Here is a 13,549-nt window from a genome sequence, read left to right as displayed (position 1 = left end):
CTAAGAGACAGTGCGGGCGAAGGCCGTCCACTCCTCGAAAAGACGACAGTCAGTAGCTCAAAAAAGAAATGGGCGGCCGAAGCCGCCCAATCAAAACGCCTAGACCGAATGGCTTACTTCTTCATGGCGCCCATGACCGCGCCGAGAATGCCGGTCAGGATCGCGCCGCCGCCGGCGCCGCCGACGATGTTGTTGAGGTTCAGCGCGCTGCCGAGACCGCTCGTTGCTGCTGCCGCAGCCGCCGGATCGACCGCGCCACCACCAAGCAGGCTGCCGAGGATCGCCGCACCGCCGACGCCGCCAATGGCGCCACCCAGGATTTTGGGAAGCTGACCCATCGCCGCCGTCTTGAGCGCCGCACCGACCGCCTGACCACCGATGACACCTGCAATCACCTGTATGATGATCGGAAGAAGCGTGTTCATGTCCATATGATTAGTCCCTCCATAGCTGCCAGCCTCCCGGGCCGACACCATCATGAGACGCTGAATTGGACGAAAGTCAAATGCAGAAACGCTTAAATAAAAGGGGCGGCCCTAAAACCGCCCCTGCTTGCTGGAAAAGCTGTGACTTTCGTTATTCTGCTGCGATCGCGTGATTGGGCTGAACCGCCGCAGAATAGTCGTTCATAAGGTTCTTGGCGATTTCGCCGACCTCGAATCGGTAAGATCCGATCTCCGAAACCGGCGTCACTTCCGCCGCGGTCCCGGTCAGGAAGCACTGCTCGAAGCCCTCGAGTTCTTCCGGCATGATGGCGCGTTCGATTACCTCCAGACCGCGATCCTTGGCCAGGCCAATGACCGTGCGGCGGGTGATGCCGTCGAGGAAGCAATCGGGCTTGGGCGTGTGGATCTTACCGTCCTTGACGAAGAAGATGTTGGCGCCGGTCGCTTCGGCAACCTGGCCACGCCAGTCGAGCATCATGGCATCGGCATAGCCCTTGGCCTCGGCGGCGTGCTTGGACATGGTGCAGATCATGTAGAGGCCGGCGGCCTTCGACTTGGACGGCGCCGTGCGCGGGTCGGGCCGGCGCCATTCCGCAACGTCGAGGCGGATGCCCTTCAGCTTCTGCGCCGGATCGAAGTAGCTCGGCCACTGCCAGATGGCGATGGCGCAGTTGATACGGTTGTTCTGCGCCGAAACGCCCATCTGTTCGCTGCCACGCCAGGCGATCGGCCGGACATAGGCGTCCTGGAAACCCTGCTTCTTCAAAAGCGTGGTGGAAGCATCGTTGAGCTCGGCCACCGAATAGGGAATCTTGAAGCCAAGCAGGCGCGCCGATTCATGCAGGCGCTCGGTGTGTTCGTTAAGCTTAAAGATCTCGCCGCCATAGGCGCGCTCGCCCTCGAAGACGGCGCTGGCGTAGTGCAGGCCATGGGTCAGCACGTGGATCTTGGCGTCACCCCATTGGACGAACGCGCCATTCATCCAGATGAAGCCGTCCAGTTGATCGAAGGGAACGGATGCCATGGTAACCTCCCGCGGGCGGCAGCCCGCATAGTGTTGTATCGTTGTGTGTTTCGTGTCGGCCGCGCAAAGCGGTCTTTATGCTGGAGCGTAGGCGGATAATTGCGCTCTGGCAAACTCAGGAAGTTCCGGAAAAACCGGCCTCTCTTGCCTTTTCGTTCGCAATCCGCCCAAAAGCTTGTCAAAAATTACCATTGCAGGGAAATTACGTCAATAGTACTGACATAATCTCTCTTTCAAGCGGAGAAAAGATGACGGATCGAAGCCACGCAGCCGGGAAACCGATCAGGACGGCGATCACCGACGAGGACGGCATCGACTTCGCCATCATCGAGCTGCTCTTCTTCGCCTATCGCGACTTCACCTCCGATCCGGATCAGATCCTGGCCGATTACGGCTTCGGCCGCGCCCACCACCGGGTGCTGCATTTCGTCAACCGCAGGCCGGGCCTGACGGTTGCCGAACTGCTCGACGTGCTGAAGATCACCAAACAGAGCCTGGCGCGGGTGCTCAAGCAATTGATCGACACCGATCATGTTGTGCAGTTGCAAGGTCCGCGCGACCGCCGCCAGCGCGAGCTCTATCCGACAGCCAAGGGCCGCGCGCTGGCGCTGGCGCTGGCGCGGCCACAGTCGCGCCGCATCCATGCTGCATTGGGAGATTCCGGGATAACCGAACGGACCCTGGTTGAACGGTTCCTCGAAGCGATGGTCAATCCGGAACTAAGAGCGCAGATCGACGTTGGGTCCGCAAAAATGTCAGGGAAAAGCCATGGAGAGCACTGAAAGGGTCGATCACGCGGCCGCACCGGACGACGACGCGCCGCACTTGCTTGTCGTCGACGACGACACCCGCATCCGCAATCTTCTCAAGCAGTATCTGACCGAAAACGGCTTTCGCGTCACCGTCGCCGGCAATGCCGGCGAAGCCAGGCGCAAGCTTGCCGGCCTCGACTTCGATCTTCTGATCCTCGACGTGATGATGCCCGGTGAAACGGGCGTCGACCTGACCAAGTCGCTGCGCGCCGAAAAGAACGTGCCGATCCTGATGCTGACGGCGCTGTCGGAAACCGACAGCCGCATCAGCGGGCTCGAGGCCGGCGCAGACGACTATCTGCCGAAACCTTTCGATCCGCGCGAGCTGATCCTGCGCATCAACAACATCCTGCGCCGCGGCGGCCCGACGACAACGCCCAAGGTCGAGCAGCTGGTCTTCGGCCCCTACACGTTCCAGATCGCCAGGCGCGAATTGAAGCGCGGCGGCGAGGCACTGAAGCTGACTGACCGCGAGCAGGAGATCCTGGCGATCTTCGCCGCGCGGGCAGGTGAGACGATACCCCGCCACGAGCTTGTCGGCGACGATTCGGAAGTCGGCGAGCGCACCATCGACGTCCAGATCAACCGGCTGCGCCGCAAGATCGAGCGCGATCCGTCCAATCCGGTCTGGTTGCAGACCGTACGCGGTATTGGGTATCGCCTCAGCGTGGAATAGAATGCCGCCTGCGGCCGGCTGAACGGTTGCGGGCAAGCGAAAAGAGCGAATGGCAACCACGGAACTGCAACAGCCGGGCAATGGCTTGAGCGCACGCGCCGCGCGCACGCTGAAGGCGGTGCCGCGTGCCTGGAACCGGTTCTGGCGCCTTGTTTCGCTCTATATGCCGAAGCGGCTCTATGCCCGCTCGCTGATCATCGTCATCGCTCCGATGATCCTACTGCAATCGGTCGTCGCCTTCGTCTTCATGGAACGCCATTGGGCAACCGTAACGCAGCGTCTGTCGCAGGCCACCGTGCGCGACATCGCCGCCATCATCGACATGATCGAGACCTATCCGCACGACACCGACTACGCCAACATCATCCGCATCGCCCAGGACCGCATGCAGCTGAAGGTCGACCTCTTGCCGCCCGACCCGCTGCCCGCGCCGGGTCCCAAACCCTTCTTCTCGATCCTCGACGACGTTCTCTCGGCCGAAATCACCCGCCAGATCAACCGCCCGTTCTGGATCGACACGGTCGGCAATTCCAACATCGTCGAGGTGCGCGTCCAGCTTGAGAACAGGGTGCTGCGCGTCTTCGTGCGCCGCAGCCAGGCCTATGCCTCGAACACCCACATCTTCCTGATCTGGATGGTCGGCACCTCGCTGGTGCTCCTGATGATCGCCATCCCCTTCCTGCGCAACCAGATCCGGCCCATCCTGACGCTCGCCGAAGCCGCCGAGAGCTTCGGCAAGGGCCGGCCGATGCCGCGCGATTTCCGGCCGCGCGGGGCCGAGGAGGTTCGCCGCGCCGGCTTTGCCTTCATCCAGATGCGCGAGCGCATCGAACGCCAGATCGAGCAACGCACAGCCATGCTGACCGGCGTCAGCCATGACCTGCGAACCATTCTCACCCGCTTCAAGCTGCAACTGGCGCTGGCCGGCGGCAAGGCCGAGACCAAGGCGGCGCTCGACCAGGACATCGACGATATGCAGTCTATGCTCGAAGGCTACCTCGCCTTTGCCCGTGGCGAGGCTTCCGAGGATGCCGGACGGTTCGATCTCGAGGCCTATTTCCAGAAGCTCGACGAGGAAGCCGGACTGCGCAAGCGCAAGCTGTCGACGACGCTTACGGGCGACCGCGATGTGCATGTGCGGCCGAACGCTTTTGCTCGGCTGCTGTCCAACGTCATCGGTAACGCCTTCCGCTATGCCAAGACGGTGGAGGTCAACGCCACCCATGGCCGCGGCTCGCTGCTGGTCACCATCGACGACGACGGCCCGGGTATTCCAGCCGACAGGCGCGAAGACGTATTCAAGCCCTTCGTGCGGCTCGACGAGGCTCGCAACCTCGATGCAAGCGGCACCGGGCTCGGCCTGTCGATTGCCCGCGATATCGCCCGCAGCCATGGCGGCGACATCACCCTCGATGACAGCCCGCTCGGTGGCCTGCGCGCCGTCATTAAGGTTCCGGCCTGATCGGCGGACGAGAGGGGCTTCATCCGCCCGTCATGAAACCATGGTGAAGAGCGCGCATGAAGCGCGCGACCTCCATTGATTCGGCCTTGCCGCCTCACTTCGATCCCGTGCCCGCCCGGGTGCGCCGGAGCGAAGCGAGAGCAGCAAGCTGGTCGCCGCTTAGGCATCGTCTCAAGGCAACCGTCGACCTTTCGAGCAAAGGGCCGCCATGCGCATATTGATGGTCACCGACGCCTGGCGCCCACAGGTCAATGGCGTCGTCCACACGCTGGAACGGCTGACCGAAACGCTGAAATCCTTCGATGTCGCGGTGGATTTCCTGACGCCCAACATCTTTCGCACGCTGCCCTTGCCGACCTACCCCGACATCCGGCTGGCGCTGACCACGCCCGGCCATGTCGCGCGCCTGATCGAAGCCGGCAAGGCGGACCACATCCACATCGTCACCGAGGGACCGCTGGGCATCATGGCGCGGCGCTATTGCCGCAATGCCGGCCGGCCGTTCACCACCAGCTATCACACCCGCTTTCCCGAATATCTGAGCGCCCGCCTGCCGGTGCCGGAAAGCTGGGCCTATCGCTGGCTGCGCGATTTCCACAATTCCGGCCAGGGCACGCTGGTCGCCACGCAGTCGCTCGCCGACGATCTTGCGGCGCGTGGCTTCAACAAGCTCAAGCCTTGGACGCGTGGCGTCGACACCGACCATTTCCGGCCGGACAAAAAGAAGGATCTCGGCTTCCCGGGACCGATCTTCCTCTGCGTCGGCCGTGTCGCCATCGAAAAGAACCTCTCGGCCTTTCTCGACCTCGATCTGCCCGGCAGCAAGGTGGTCGTCGGCGAGGGTCCGGAACTGGCCAAGCTGAAGGCGAAATACCCGCAAGCGCATTTCCTCGGCCATCGTCCCAATGACGAACTGGCTGAGATCTACGCCTCGGCCGACGTCTTCGTCTTCCCCAGCCGCACCGACACGTTCGGCAACGTCATCATCGAGGCGCTGGCCAGCGGCACGCCGGTCGCCGCCTATCCGGTAACAGGGCCGATCGACATCGTCGGCGACGGCTTTGGCGGCGCGGTGTCGACCGACCTGCGCGAGGCGGCGCTCGCCGCCCTCAACGTCGACCGCGCCGAGGCGCGCGAGCGCGCCATGCGCTACAGTTGGAAAGCCTGCGCCGAAATGTTTCTCGACACGGTCGAGGAAGCACTTGGCACGACGCGGAAGCTGGCGGCCTAAGAAATATCGCGGGCTTAGAATGGATCCAGGTCAGGCCGAGTTGAGAATGGTGGGCTCCGAGAACCAGAGCGGAGCATACTTCTGGGTATGTGAGCAGCGGAAGCGCAAGAGGCCGCCAATGGCAAACCGGCCTCAGCTGGATGTATTGTAAACTGGCGTCAGCCCTCGGCGATGCGGATCGGTGGCAGTTGTGTGGCCTCTTCAATGCCGCCCACTCGTGCATTTCTCTCAGAAAATCCGGAACTTCGACAACTTGCCAATGCCCTTGGACAAGTCTTCCGCGTGAAGTTGTTGAGATGCACCGGAGATCCTGCCCCGGCGAGCTTTGACCCCTGCGAGCGCGCTCCTTGCGAGAGCTTGTGCGACAGTTCCTTGCGGTGCATTATTCTGCGTGTGTAGTTCACTGCGGGATTGACGCCGATTTCTACGCTGGAGGAGTTGCCTGCCGTATCGCCGAAGCGTCGTGTCTTGCGCATCAGCAAGACCGTTGCGAGGGTGTTCGACTATTGCCGTGCGAATGCCTGGCCACTTTTCGTGGCCGCCTGGTTTCCCTGCTTTCTGACGACGCTCTGTCTGGCGGTGCTTGCTCTTATTCTTTTTGCCGATCCGGGGCAGGCGCCCACCTGGCTTCTATCGCGAGGCTTTGATCCCACGACTTGGCTTTCCGCGATTGTTGCCGCGCCGTTTTCGGCGATGGTCTTTGCGTTCGTTCTGGACCGCATGGCAAACGCGCCCGAGCACGGCCGTGTCGTTGTTCGGCGCGGCATTGAAAGTGTTAAGCGCTTCGCGATCCCGGGCCTGCGCTTTGAGCTCGGCCAGCGGATTCTTCTGGCTGCGTTGCTTCTCGCGGCCATCCAGCTTCTTTGCGGCTTTGCGGTCGCCGGCGAGCACAGACTGCTTGTTGCCGGCCTGCTGGCCACACGTGACCTACCGCTCAGCCCTGAGGACGTCGCGCCTTGGACGTCGGCGATGGGAGTCTTCAACGTGTTCGCGGGTGGTTTCGTACTTGTCTGGACATATCTCTTTGTCGGCGATTTCCTCTGGACGGGATCGTTTGATCCGATCGGATGCTGGCGTGCGCTCGACGGCAATCATCTGCGTTTCGTCGCCATAATGTTCATCGTTCTCGCAATAGTCGCCATACTCAAATATGGGCTGGTCCTGGCCGGAGGCTTGATCCTAATTCCCGCGGATGGTGCGTCACCTTCCTTCTTAAACCTTATGCTGATGCATTTCGGACTCGCATGGCCGTTCGACGTCCTGCATCTCGTGCTCTCAGCTGCAACGGTCGGAACCATTCTCGGCGCGTTTCGGCCCCCAGGTATCGCTTCAATTCGGCCGGCTGCGGCACCATGATGGCGGCTGCCGGGGTTTCCTGGCCGTGCTGAGCTCGGCGAGGTTCTTTTGAGCACGCCGGGCCAAGTTGCATCTGGCAAGAAAAGATCGAGCCAGGAGATGACGGAACCGGAGGGGATCCAAAATCAGGTCGATTTTGATCAATCTGCTGGCTGGGATGGAGACCAATGCGGATGAAGGAAGCCCGCTCGTCAATTTAAAACAGCCGACCCCCGTCGGGCACCTTCCGCTCGATGGCGCCGAGCACCACGGCGCCCTCCTCGTCGGGAAAGCCGAGAGTCAGCACTTCCGACATGAACGGGCCGATCTGGCGCGGCGGGAAATTGACCACCGCGAACACCTGTCGGCCGATCAGCGTCTCGGGCACATAGTATTTGGTGATCTGCGCCGAGGATTTCTTGATGCCGATGTCGGCACCGAAATCGATCTTCAGCTTGAACGCCGGCTTGCGCGCCTCGGGAAACGGTTCGGCCTCGACGATCGTGCCGGCGCGGATGTCGACACGATCGAAGTCGGCAAAACTGATCTCGGGCTTGCGCTCGCGGCTCGAACTCATCTCTGTCTTGTTTGCCTTACCGTGACTCAGGCGTTGCCGTAGGTCTCGAACAGCACGCCGGCCAGCGCGTCCTTGGCCGAGGTTCCCGACCAGACGACGAACTGGAAGGCCTGGAAATAGCATTCGCAGGCTTCCAGCGCCGACGAAAGCAACACTTCGACCTGCTGGCTCGACGGCTCGACCCCACCGGCCAGCAGCAGCGATTGGCGGAACATGATCGCGCCCTCCTGCTCCCAGAGGTCGAAATGGCCGAACAGCATCTGCTCGTTGATCAGCGAAAGCAGCCGCATCACTTCCAGCGCGCGGGCCTCCGGCACCTTGATGTCGAAGGCGCAGGCCAGGTGCAGCGCCTCGAAATCCTCCATCCACGAGAAGGAGACGTGATAGTCGGTCCAGCTGCCGGCAACCGAGATCGAGATCTCGTCATCACCTGCCCGCTCAAAGGACCAGTCGTTGTTGTGGGCCACCTGCTCGATAACATCCACCGGATGGATTTCGCGGGAGAATTCGAGTTCGAGAAGTTCCATGGAATGCTTCCTGTCGTTCTGAGGAGCGCCGCCACACGCTCCGCGGGAGGGCACACACAACGAACAATCTTGTCTAGAACTCGGACGGCCAGGACTTCTCGACACAAAGACCCCAGACCGGACCCCACCGCCCGGCCACATGACCCTGCTCCGAATCATGCAACAAATTCAGTCTATTGATCGGGAGTCGCGTGAACAGCCCAATTTTTCGCACTGCGTCATTCGCATGTGGAAAGCCGCTGTCACAAAGATTCATGCAACGCTGTTAAGCGATTCACGGCAAAGCGCTTTTCAGGATCGGGCTATGTGGAAAAGTTTAATGATTATTTTTTTGCGCGGGGCTTTGCCGTCGCCGCCGGTGCGGCCTGTCCGGTCATTTCGGCAAGCTTCGCCTCGAGCGCCTCGATACGTTCGGCAAGGCGGGTGTTTTCTTCCCGGGCCTTGGCGGCCATCTCGCGCGCGGCTTCGAACTCTTCGCGCTGCACCACGTCCATGGTGTTGAGGATGCGTTCGGCCTGGCCCTTGAAGGCGGTCTCGACCTCGCGGCGCACGCCTTGGGCGGCGCCGGCGGCATCGGTCATCAGCTTGGCGAATTCATCGAGAATGCGGTTCGGTCCGGTCGACATGGCAAATCCTCGCTTGGACAATTTGACGTAGTGGTGCTGTGCGCAGAATGCAAGAACGTTGAAGCCTGCTGCGGCATCAAGTCGGGTGCGTCCTAACCAAAATCCCTGGCAAGCGTGATCAATAACTATTATTGTTCTAGGATGGTTTTGCAGGAGAGACCGTCATGGCCATTAGTGCAGATCTGGGTAGCCGTCTCGAAGATATCGTAAACCAGCTTGTCAGCACCGGTCGCTACAATTCGAAGAGCGAAGTGCTGCGTGAGGGCGTTCGCCTCGTCGAAGAGCGGGAGAAGCGCCTTGCCGCCCTCGACGCTGCCCTCGCAGAAGGCATTTCCGATGCCGACGCCGGTCGGGTGAAGCCCGGCGACGAGGTGCTGGACAGGCTCGAGGCCAAATATAAGGCAATGGCAAAGAAGAACGGGTGAAGCGGCTGTCTTCACCCGTCGGGCTGAAGCAGACCTTGCAGCCATTGGTGACTACATCGCGCGACACAATCCGTTTCGCGCCGTGACATTCATTCAGGAATTGCACCACGATTGCATGGAATTGCGCACCATGCCGGAGCGGTATCCGCTCTTTGAGCGGCATCGATCCTCAGGCATTCGTCGGCTCGTCCACGGCAATTATCTGATTTTCTATCGCGTTAGAGCTGACACCGTGGAAATATTGCACGTCCTGCACGGTGCAATGGATATTGGAACGATCCTGTTTCCCGACGACTGACGGCAACCGCCTTGCCTTGACCCTGCCAAAACCCTGCCGCATGGTCCGCGCCCAAACGCGATCGCAACCGAGAGTTCCCCGTTGAACGACTATTTCCTGCTGCCGCTGGCCTCCTTGCCCTTTCCCAACATCAACCCGATCCTCATCCAGATCGGGCCGCTGGCGGTGCATTGGTACGGCGTCGGCTACATCGTCGGCATCCTGTTTGCCTGGTGGTACGCCAAGCGGCTTGCCGCAAATACGACGCTGTGGCCGAACGGCGTCCTGCCGATGAAGCCGGAGGACCTCGACGATTTCATCGTCTGGGCGGCCATCGGCGTCGTGCTTGGCGGCCGCACCGGCTACGTGCTGTTTTACGACCTGCCGCGCTATATCGCCCACCCGCTCGATATCTTCGCGGTCTGGCAAGGCGGCATGTCGTTCCATGGCGGCCTGCTCGGCGTCATCCTCGCCATGACGCTGTTTTCCATCAAGCGCGGCATCCGCACCTGGTCGCTGTTCGACGTTGTGGCCGCCGGCGTGCCGGTCGGCCTCGGCCTGGTGCGCGTCGCCAACTTCATCAATTCCGAGCTCTGGGGGCGCCCCACCGATGTGCCGTGGGCGATCGAGTTCCCCAATGGCGGGCCGTTTGCCCGCCATCCGAGCCAGCTCTACGAGGCCCTGCTCGAAGGTTTGGTGCTGTTTCTGGTCCTGCGCATTCTCACCCATTCGCGCCTCAAGCTGAAGACGCCGCGCTTCGTCGGCGGCGCCTTCATCTGCGGCTATGGCCTGTCGCGCATCTTCGTCGAGTTCTTCCGCGAGCCCGACCAGCAGCTCGGCTATCTCCTCGGCACCAACTGGTTGACCATGGGCATGATCCTGTCGTCGCCGATGGTGCTGGCCGGCATCTGGGCGATGATGACCGCCAAACCGGTGCCACAATCGCAGCCGGCATGACACGACTGAAGACCCGTATCGTCGACCTGATCGAGGCGTTGGGCCCGCTTCCGGTCAACGAATACATGGCGCTGTGTCTGTTCGACCCCGAGGACGGCTACTACACGACGCGTGAGCCCTTCGGCGCGGCCGGCGACTTCATCACTGCGCCCGAGATCAGCCAGATGTTCGGCGAACTCGTCGCCGTCTGGCTCTACCAGGCCTGGCTGGCAGGCGACCAGCCGCTGCCGGCCACCATCGCCGAGATCGGTCCCGGCCGCGGCACGCTGATGAAGGACATGCTGCGCACGCTGTCGCGGCTTGATCCTGATCTGGCCAATGGCGCCACCTTCGCCATGATCGAGACCAGCCCACGCCTGACACAGGTCCAGCAGCAGACGCTTGGCGCGACGCCCTTGGCGATCGGTTGGCACGAAACCATCGACACACTGCCGCGGCAGCCGCTTTTCATCGTCGGCAACGAATTGTTCGACGCTGTGCCCATCCGCCAGTTCGTCCGCGCCGGCGCCGGCTGGCGCGAGCGCATGGTCGGCCTTGACGAGACCAACGAGCTGCGCTTCTTCGCCGGCGCCGGTTCGGTCGACCCGACGCTGCTGCCTGATGACGCCACCGACGCACCGCAGGGTGCGATCGTCGAGGTCGCGCCGGCACGAGCAGCCCTGATGGCGGCGATTGCCGAACGCATAGCCAGGCATGGCGGCGCCGGCCTGTTCATCGACTACGGCCATCTCCAGCCAGGTGTTGGCGACACGCTGCAGGCCTTGCGCAGGCACGATCACGAAGATGTGCTGGCCAATCCCGGCGAGGCCGACCTGACGACCCATGTCGATTTCGCCGCCCTTGCCGCAACCGTTCGCGCGCATGGCCTCGACGCCCATCTGTCGACGCAGGGCGACTTCCTTCTCGACATGGGCATTCTCGAGCGTGCCGGCCGGCTCGGCGCCGATGCCGACCAGGCGGTGCGCGACAAGATCGCCGACGATGTCGAGCGTCTCGCCGGCGCGCAAGCCATGGGCGGGTTGTTCAAGGTGCTTGCCGTGCTGCCGCGCGGCGTGGCCGTCCGGCCTTTTGCCACGGCGGATTGACTTTTCACTGCTGCCCCTCCCAATCTCCCGTCCGGCAAGGAGCGTTCGGACCGCCGGCCGAACTCTGCCCCGCCTTCTTGTCGACAAAGCACTTCTTCTTGACGAAACCGCCCACACGGACAACAACGCCCGCATGCTGAATCAGACCAAACCGGATCCCGTTCGGTCGCCCCTGCTGGACAAGGCGCAGGCGCAAGGCATCCGCCACGGCTATTTCACCCGCGTTGGCGGAGTTTCCAGCGGCATCTACCAGGGCCTCAACATCGGCACCGGATCGAATGACGACCAGGCGCTGGTCGCCGAGAACCGCAGCCGCGTCGCTGCCTGGATGGGCGTGCCGGCAAGCCATCTGCTGACCGCCTGGCAGATCCATTCGCCCGATGTCACCATCGTGAGCGAACCCTTTGCCGGCGAGCGGCCAAAGGCTGATGCCATCGTCACCGACCGGCCGGGCATCGCCATCGGCGCCTCGACCGCCGATTGCGGCCCGGTGCTGTTCGCGGATGCGCAGGCGCGCATCATCGGTGCCGCACACGCCGGCTGGAAAGGCGCCTTCACCGGCGTGCTGGAAAACACCATCCTCGCCATGGAAGGCCTTGGCGCCAGCCGCGAAAACATCGTTGCCGTGCTCGGCCCCTCGATCGGCCCTGAAAACTATGAGGTCGGGCCGGAATTCGTCGCCCGCTTCGTCGAGGCCGACGCTGAAAACATCCGCTATTTCGCCCCCTCCGCCAACGCCGGCCATGCGATGTTCGACCTCAACCGCTACACGGTCGACCGGCTGGCCAAGGCCGGCGTGACGGCCGAGGGCCTCGGCCGCTGCACCTATGCCGAGGAAGATCTGTTTTACTCCTACCGGCGCACCACGCACCGCAAGGAGCCTGATTACGGCCGGCAAGTTTCGGCAATTGTTTTGGAGAGGCAATAATGGCGCTGCATTTTGAACGTTCGGAATTTGATGCGCGGCGCGACCGGCTGATGATCGAGATGGCCGAGAAGAAGCTCGACGCCATCCTGCTGTTCGCGCAGGAAAGCATGTACTGGCTGACCGGCTACGACACGTTCGGCTTCTGCTTCTTCCAGTGCCTGGTGGTGAAGGCCGACGGTTCGATGGTGCTGTTGACCCGCTCGGCCGACCTGCGCCAGGCGCGCCAGACCTCGATCATCGACGACATCGTCTTGTGGACCGACCGCAATGGCGCCAATCCGGCGGTCGACCTGCGCAACCTGCTCAACGAGCTCGACCTGCTCGGCGCCCGCATCGGCGTCGAATACGACACCCACGGGCTGACCGCCTACAATGGCCGGCGGCTGGACGAACAGCTGCAGACCTTTGGCCAGATCGCCGACGCGTCCGGCATCGTCGGCCGGCTGCGCCTGTTCAAGAGCCCGGCCGAAATCGCCAGGGCCGAGAAGGCCGCCAATCTCTCCGACGACGCGCTCGACGCGGCCTTGCCGCTGATCAAGCAAGGCGGCGACGAAGCGCTGATCCTGGCAGCCATGCAGGGCGCGATCTTTGCCGGCGGCGGCGACTATCCGGCCAACGAGTTCATCATCGGCTCCGGCGTCGATGCGCTGCTGTGCCGCTACAAGTCCGGCCGACGCAAGCTCACTAAGAACGACCAGCTGACGCTCGAATGGGCCGGCGTCTTCAACCACTACCATGCACCGATGATGCGCACGGTGCTCACCGGCAAGGTCTCGAAGCGCCATCAGGAGCTGTTCGACGCCGCCCGCGCAGCACTTCTGGCCGTCGAGAAGGCAATGACGCCGGGCAACAGCTTTGGCGACGTGTTCGACGCCCATGCCCGCACCATGGAGGCACACGGCCTGACCAAGCACCGGCTGAACGCTTGTGGCTATTCGGTCGGCGCCCGCTTCACGCCGTCCTGGATGGACATGCCGATGTTCTATCAGGGTAATCCCGAGCCCATTGCGCCGAACATGACGCTGTTCGCCCACATGATCATCATGGATTCCGACACCGAGACGGCAATGACGCTTGGCCGCACCTACCTGACCACCGAATCCCAGCCGAAGCCGCTATCCCGCCATGATCTCGACTTGATCGTACAGTGAATCCACAATG

17 protein-coding genes are annotated in these 13,549 nt (G+C 62.4%); 11 read left to right on the top strand and 6 right to left on the bottom strand.

Features of this window, described 5'->3' with window-relative positions; all coding sequences use genetic code 11:
• Positions 1-113: 113 nt before the first annotated feature.
• Both ACFFNA_RS08760 and ACFFNA_RS08755 read right to left on the bottom strand, forming a co-directional pair.
• On the bottom strand, positions 114-431 hold the full coding sequence (locus tag ACFFNA_RS08760; protein WP_111542897.1) for a hypothetical protein: 318 nt from the start codon (positions 429-431) through the stop codon (positions 114-116).
• A gap of 145 nt (positions 432-576) precedes the next feature.
• Positions 577-1,470: a branched-chain amino acid aminotransferase gene (locus ACFFNA_RS08755; RefSeq protein WP_378917434.1), complete on the bottom strand. Its 894-nt coding sequence runs from the start codon at positions 1,468-1,470 to the stop codon at positions 577-579.
• Between the two features lie 248 nt (positions 1,471-1,718).
• Between ACFFNA_RS08755 and ACFFNA_RS08750 the strand changes: the two genes are divergently transcribed.
• From ACFFNA_RS08750 to ACFFNA_RS08735, 4 genes are all read left to right on the top strand, one after another.
• Positions 1,719-2,252 (top strand): MarR family winged helix-turn-helix transcriptional regulator, encoded by a 534-nt coding sequence (locus ACFFNA_RS08750; RefSeq protein WP_167392346.1) that lies wholly within the window; start codon positions 1,719-1,721, stop codon positions 2,250-2,252.
• Positions 2,239-2,958 carry a response regulator gene (locus tag ACFFNA_RS08745; protein WP_111542894.1) on the top strand — a complete coding sequence of 240 codons (720 nt, stop codon included), beginning with the start codon at positions 2,239-2,241 and terminating at the stop codon, positions 2,956-2,958. Before ACFFNA_RS08750 ends, ACFFNA_RS08745 begins: the two co-directional genes overlap by 14 nt.
• Before the next feature lie 49 nt (positions 2,959-3,007).
• Complete coding sequence (locus ACFFNA_RS08740; protein ID WP_378917432.1) at positions 3,008-4,420, top strand: ATP-binding protein; 1,413 nt, start codon at positions 3,008-3,010, stop codon at positions 4,418-4,420.
• A 208-nt stretch (positions 4,421-4,628) separates the two neighbouring features.
• On the top strand, positions 4,629-5,651 hold the full coding sequence (locus ACFFNA_RS08735; RefSeq protein WP_378917430.1) for a glycosyltransferase family 4 protein: 1,023 nt from the start codon (positions 4,629-4,631) through the stop codon (positions 5,649-5,651).
• 158 nt (positions 5,652-5,809) lie between these two features.
• Here ACFFNA_RS08735 and ACFFNA_RS08730 read toward each other — a convergent pair whose 3' ends face one another.
• Positions 5,810-6,127 (bottom strand): hypothetical protein, encoded by a 318-nt coding sequence (locus tag ACFFNA_RS08730; RefSeq protein ID WP_378917428.1) that lies wholly within the window; start codon positions 6,125-6,127, stop codon positions 5,810-5,812.
• On the opposite strand from ACFFNA_RS08730, the gene ACFFNA_RS08725 reads away from it, so the two are divergent.
• Positions 6,120-7,007 carry a hypothetical protein gene (locus tag ACFFNA_RS08725; RefSeq protein ID WP_245445667.1) on the top strand — a complete coding sequence of 296 codons (888 nt, stop codon included), beginning with the start codon at positions 6,120-6,122 and terminating at the stop codon, positions 7,005-7,007. The genes ACFFNA_RS08730 and ACFFNA_RS08725 overlap by 8 nt on opposite strands.
• A gap of 196 nt (positions 7,008-7,203) precedes the next feature.
• Here ACFFNA_RS08725 and ACFFNA_RS08720 read toward each other — a convergent pair whose 3' ends face one another.
• The 3 genes from ACFFNA_RS08720 to ACFFNA_RS08710 all read right to left on the bottom strand — a co-directional run bounded on the left by ACFFNA_RS08720 (position 7,204) and on the right by ACFFNA_RS08710 (position 8,716).
• Positions 7,204-7,563 carry a tRNA-binding protein gene (locus ACFFNA_RS08720; RefSeq protein ID WP_111542890.1) on the bottom strand — a complete coding sequence of 120 codons (360 nt, stop codon included), beginning with the start codon at positions 7,561-7,563 and terminating at the stop codon, positions 7,204-7,206.
• 26 nt (positions 7,564-7,589) lie between these two features.
• On the bottom strand, positions 7,590-8,090 hold the full coding sequence (locus ACFFNA_RS08715) for a type III secretion system chaperone family protein (RefSeq protein WP_006202532.1): 501 nt from the start codon (positions 8,088-8,090) through the stop codon (positions 7,590-7,592).
• A 323-nt stretch (positions 8,091-8,413) separates the two neighbouring features.
• Positions 8,414-8,716 carry an accessory factor UbiK family protein gene (locus tag ACFFNA_RS08710; RefSeq protein WP_378917424.1) on the bottom strand — a complete coding sequence of 101 codons (303 nt, stop codon included), beginning with the start codon at positions 8,714-8,716 and terminating at the stop codon, positions 8,414-8,416.
• Positions 8,717-8,880: 164 nt separating this feature from the next.
• Between ACFFNA_RS08710 and ACFFNA_RS08705 the strand changes: the two genes are divergently transcribed.
• From ACFFNA_RS08705 to ACFFNA_RS08680, 6 genes are all read left to right on the top strand, one after another.
• Positions 8,881-9,141 carry a type II toxin-antitoxin system ParD family antitoxin gene (locus ACFFNA_RS08705; RefSeq protein WP_378917422.1) on the top strand — a complete coding sequence of 87 codons (261 nt, stop codon included), beginning with the start codon at positions 8,881-8,883 and terminating at the stop codon, positions 9,139-9,141.
• On the top strand, positions 9,113-9,439 hold the full coding sequence (locus ACFFNA_RS08700) for a type II toxin-antitoxin system RelE/ParE family toxin (RefSeq protein WP_378917705.1): 327 nt from the start codon (positions 9,113-9,115) through the stop codon (positions 9,437-9,439). The genes ACFFNA_RS08705 and ACFFNA_RS08700 overlap by 29 nt, the downstream gene beginning before the upstream one ends.
• Before the next feature lie 81 nt (positions 9,440-9,520).
• Complete coding sequence (lgt, locus tag ACFFNA_RS08695) at positions 9,521-10,375, top strand: prolipoprotein diacylglyceryl transferase (protein ID WP_378917420.1); 855 nt, start codon at positions 9,521-9,523, stop codon at positions 10,373-10,375.
• Positions 10,372-11,460: a class I SAM-dependent methyltransferase gene (locus tag ACFFNA_RS08690; protein ID WP_378917418.1), complete on the top strand. Its 1,089-nt coding sequence runs from the start codon at positions 10,372-10,374 to the stop codon at positions 11,458-11,460. The genes lgt and ACFFNA_RS08690 overlap by 4 nt, the downstream gene beginning before the upstream one ends.
• 133 nt (positions 11,461-11,593) lie before the next feature.
• Positions 11,594-12,388, top strand: coding sequence for a peptidoglycan editing factor PgeF (gene pgeF / locus ACFFNA_RS08685; RefSeq protein WP_378917416.1), 795 nt, complete (start codon positions 11,594-11,596; stop codon positions 12,386-12,388).
• Entirely contained in the window at positions 12,388-13,539 is a 1,152-nt protein-coding gene (locus ACFFNA_RS08680; RefSeq protein ID WP_378917414.1) for a M24 family metallopeptidase, read from the top strand. Before pgeF ends, ACFFNA_RS08680 begins: the two co-directional genes overlap by 1 nt.
• The last annotated feature ends 10 nt before the right edge of the window (positions 13,540-13,549 follow it).

Source organism: Mesorhizobium kowhaii (assembly GCF_042431665.1).
GTDB classification, from domain to species: domain Bacteria; phylum Pseudomonadota; class Alphaproteobacteria; order Rhizobiales; family Rhizobiaceae; genus Mesorhizobium; species Mesorhizobium kowhaii.
This window is presented reverse-complemented; position numbering and strand designations above follow the sequence as displayed.

Coding starts and splice junctions, on each gene's coding strand:
- ACFFNA_RS08760 (WP_111542897.1), bottom strand. CDS start 431: ATGGACATGAACACGCTTCTTCCGATCATCATACAGGTGATTGCAGGT.
- ACFFNA_RS08755 (WP_378917434.1), bottom strand. CDS start 1,470: ATGGCATCCGTTCCCTTCGATCAACTGGACGGCTTCATCTGGATGAAT.
- ACFFNA_RS08750 (WP_167392346.1), top strand. CDS start 1,719: ATGACGGATCGAAGCCACGCAGCCGGGAAACCGATCAGGACGGCGATC.
- ACFFNA_RS08745 (WP_111542894.1), top strand. CDS start 2,239: ATGGAGAGCACTGAAAGGGTCGATCACGCGGCCGCACCGGACGACGAC.
- ACFFNA_RS08740 (WP_378917432.1), top strand. CDS start 3,008: ATGGCAACCACGGAACTGCAACAGCCGGGCAATGGCTTGAGCGCACGC.
- ACFFNA_RS08735 (WP_378917430.1), top strand. CDS start 4,629: ATGCGCATATTGATGGTCACCGACGCCTGGCGCCCACAGGTCAATGGC.
- ACFFNA_RS08730 (WP_378917428.1), bottom strand. CDS start 6,127: ATGCGCAAGACACGACGCTTCGGCGATACGGCAGGCAACTCCTCCAGC.
- ACFFNA_RS08720 (WP_111542890.1), bottom strand. CDS start 7,563: ATGAGTTCGAGCCGCGAGCGCAAGCCCGAGATCAGTTTTGCCGACTTC.
- ACFFNA_RS08715 (WP_006202532.1), bottom strand. CDS start 8,090: ATGGAACTTCTCGAACTCGAATTCTCCCGCGAAATCCATCCGGTGGAT.
- ACFFNA_RS08710 (WP_378917424.1), bottom strand. CDS start 8,716: ATGTCGACCGGACCGAACCGCATTCTCGATGAATTCGCCAAGCTGATG.
- ACFFNA_RS08705 (WP_378917422.1), top strand. CDS start 8,881: ATGGCCATTAGTGCAGATCTGGGTAGCCGTCTCGAAGATATCGTAAAC.
- ACFFNA_RS08690 (WP_378917418.1), top strand. CDS start 10,372: ATGACACGACTGAAGACCCGTATCGTCGACCTGATCGAGGCGTTGGGC.
- pgeF (WP_378917416.1), top strand. CDS start 11,594: ATGCTGAATCAGACCAAACCGGATCCCGTTCGGTCGCCCCTGCTGGAC.
- ACFFNA_RS08680 (WP_378917414.1), top strand. CDS start 12,388: ATGGCGCTGCATTTTGAACGTTCGGAATTTGATGCGCGGCGCGACCGG.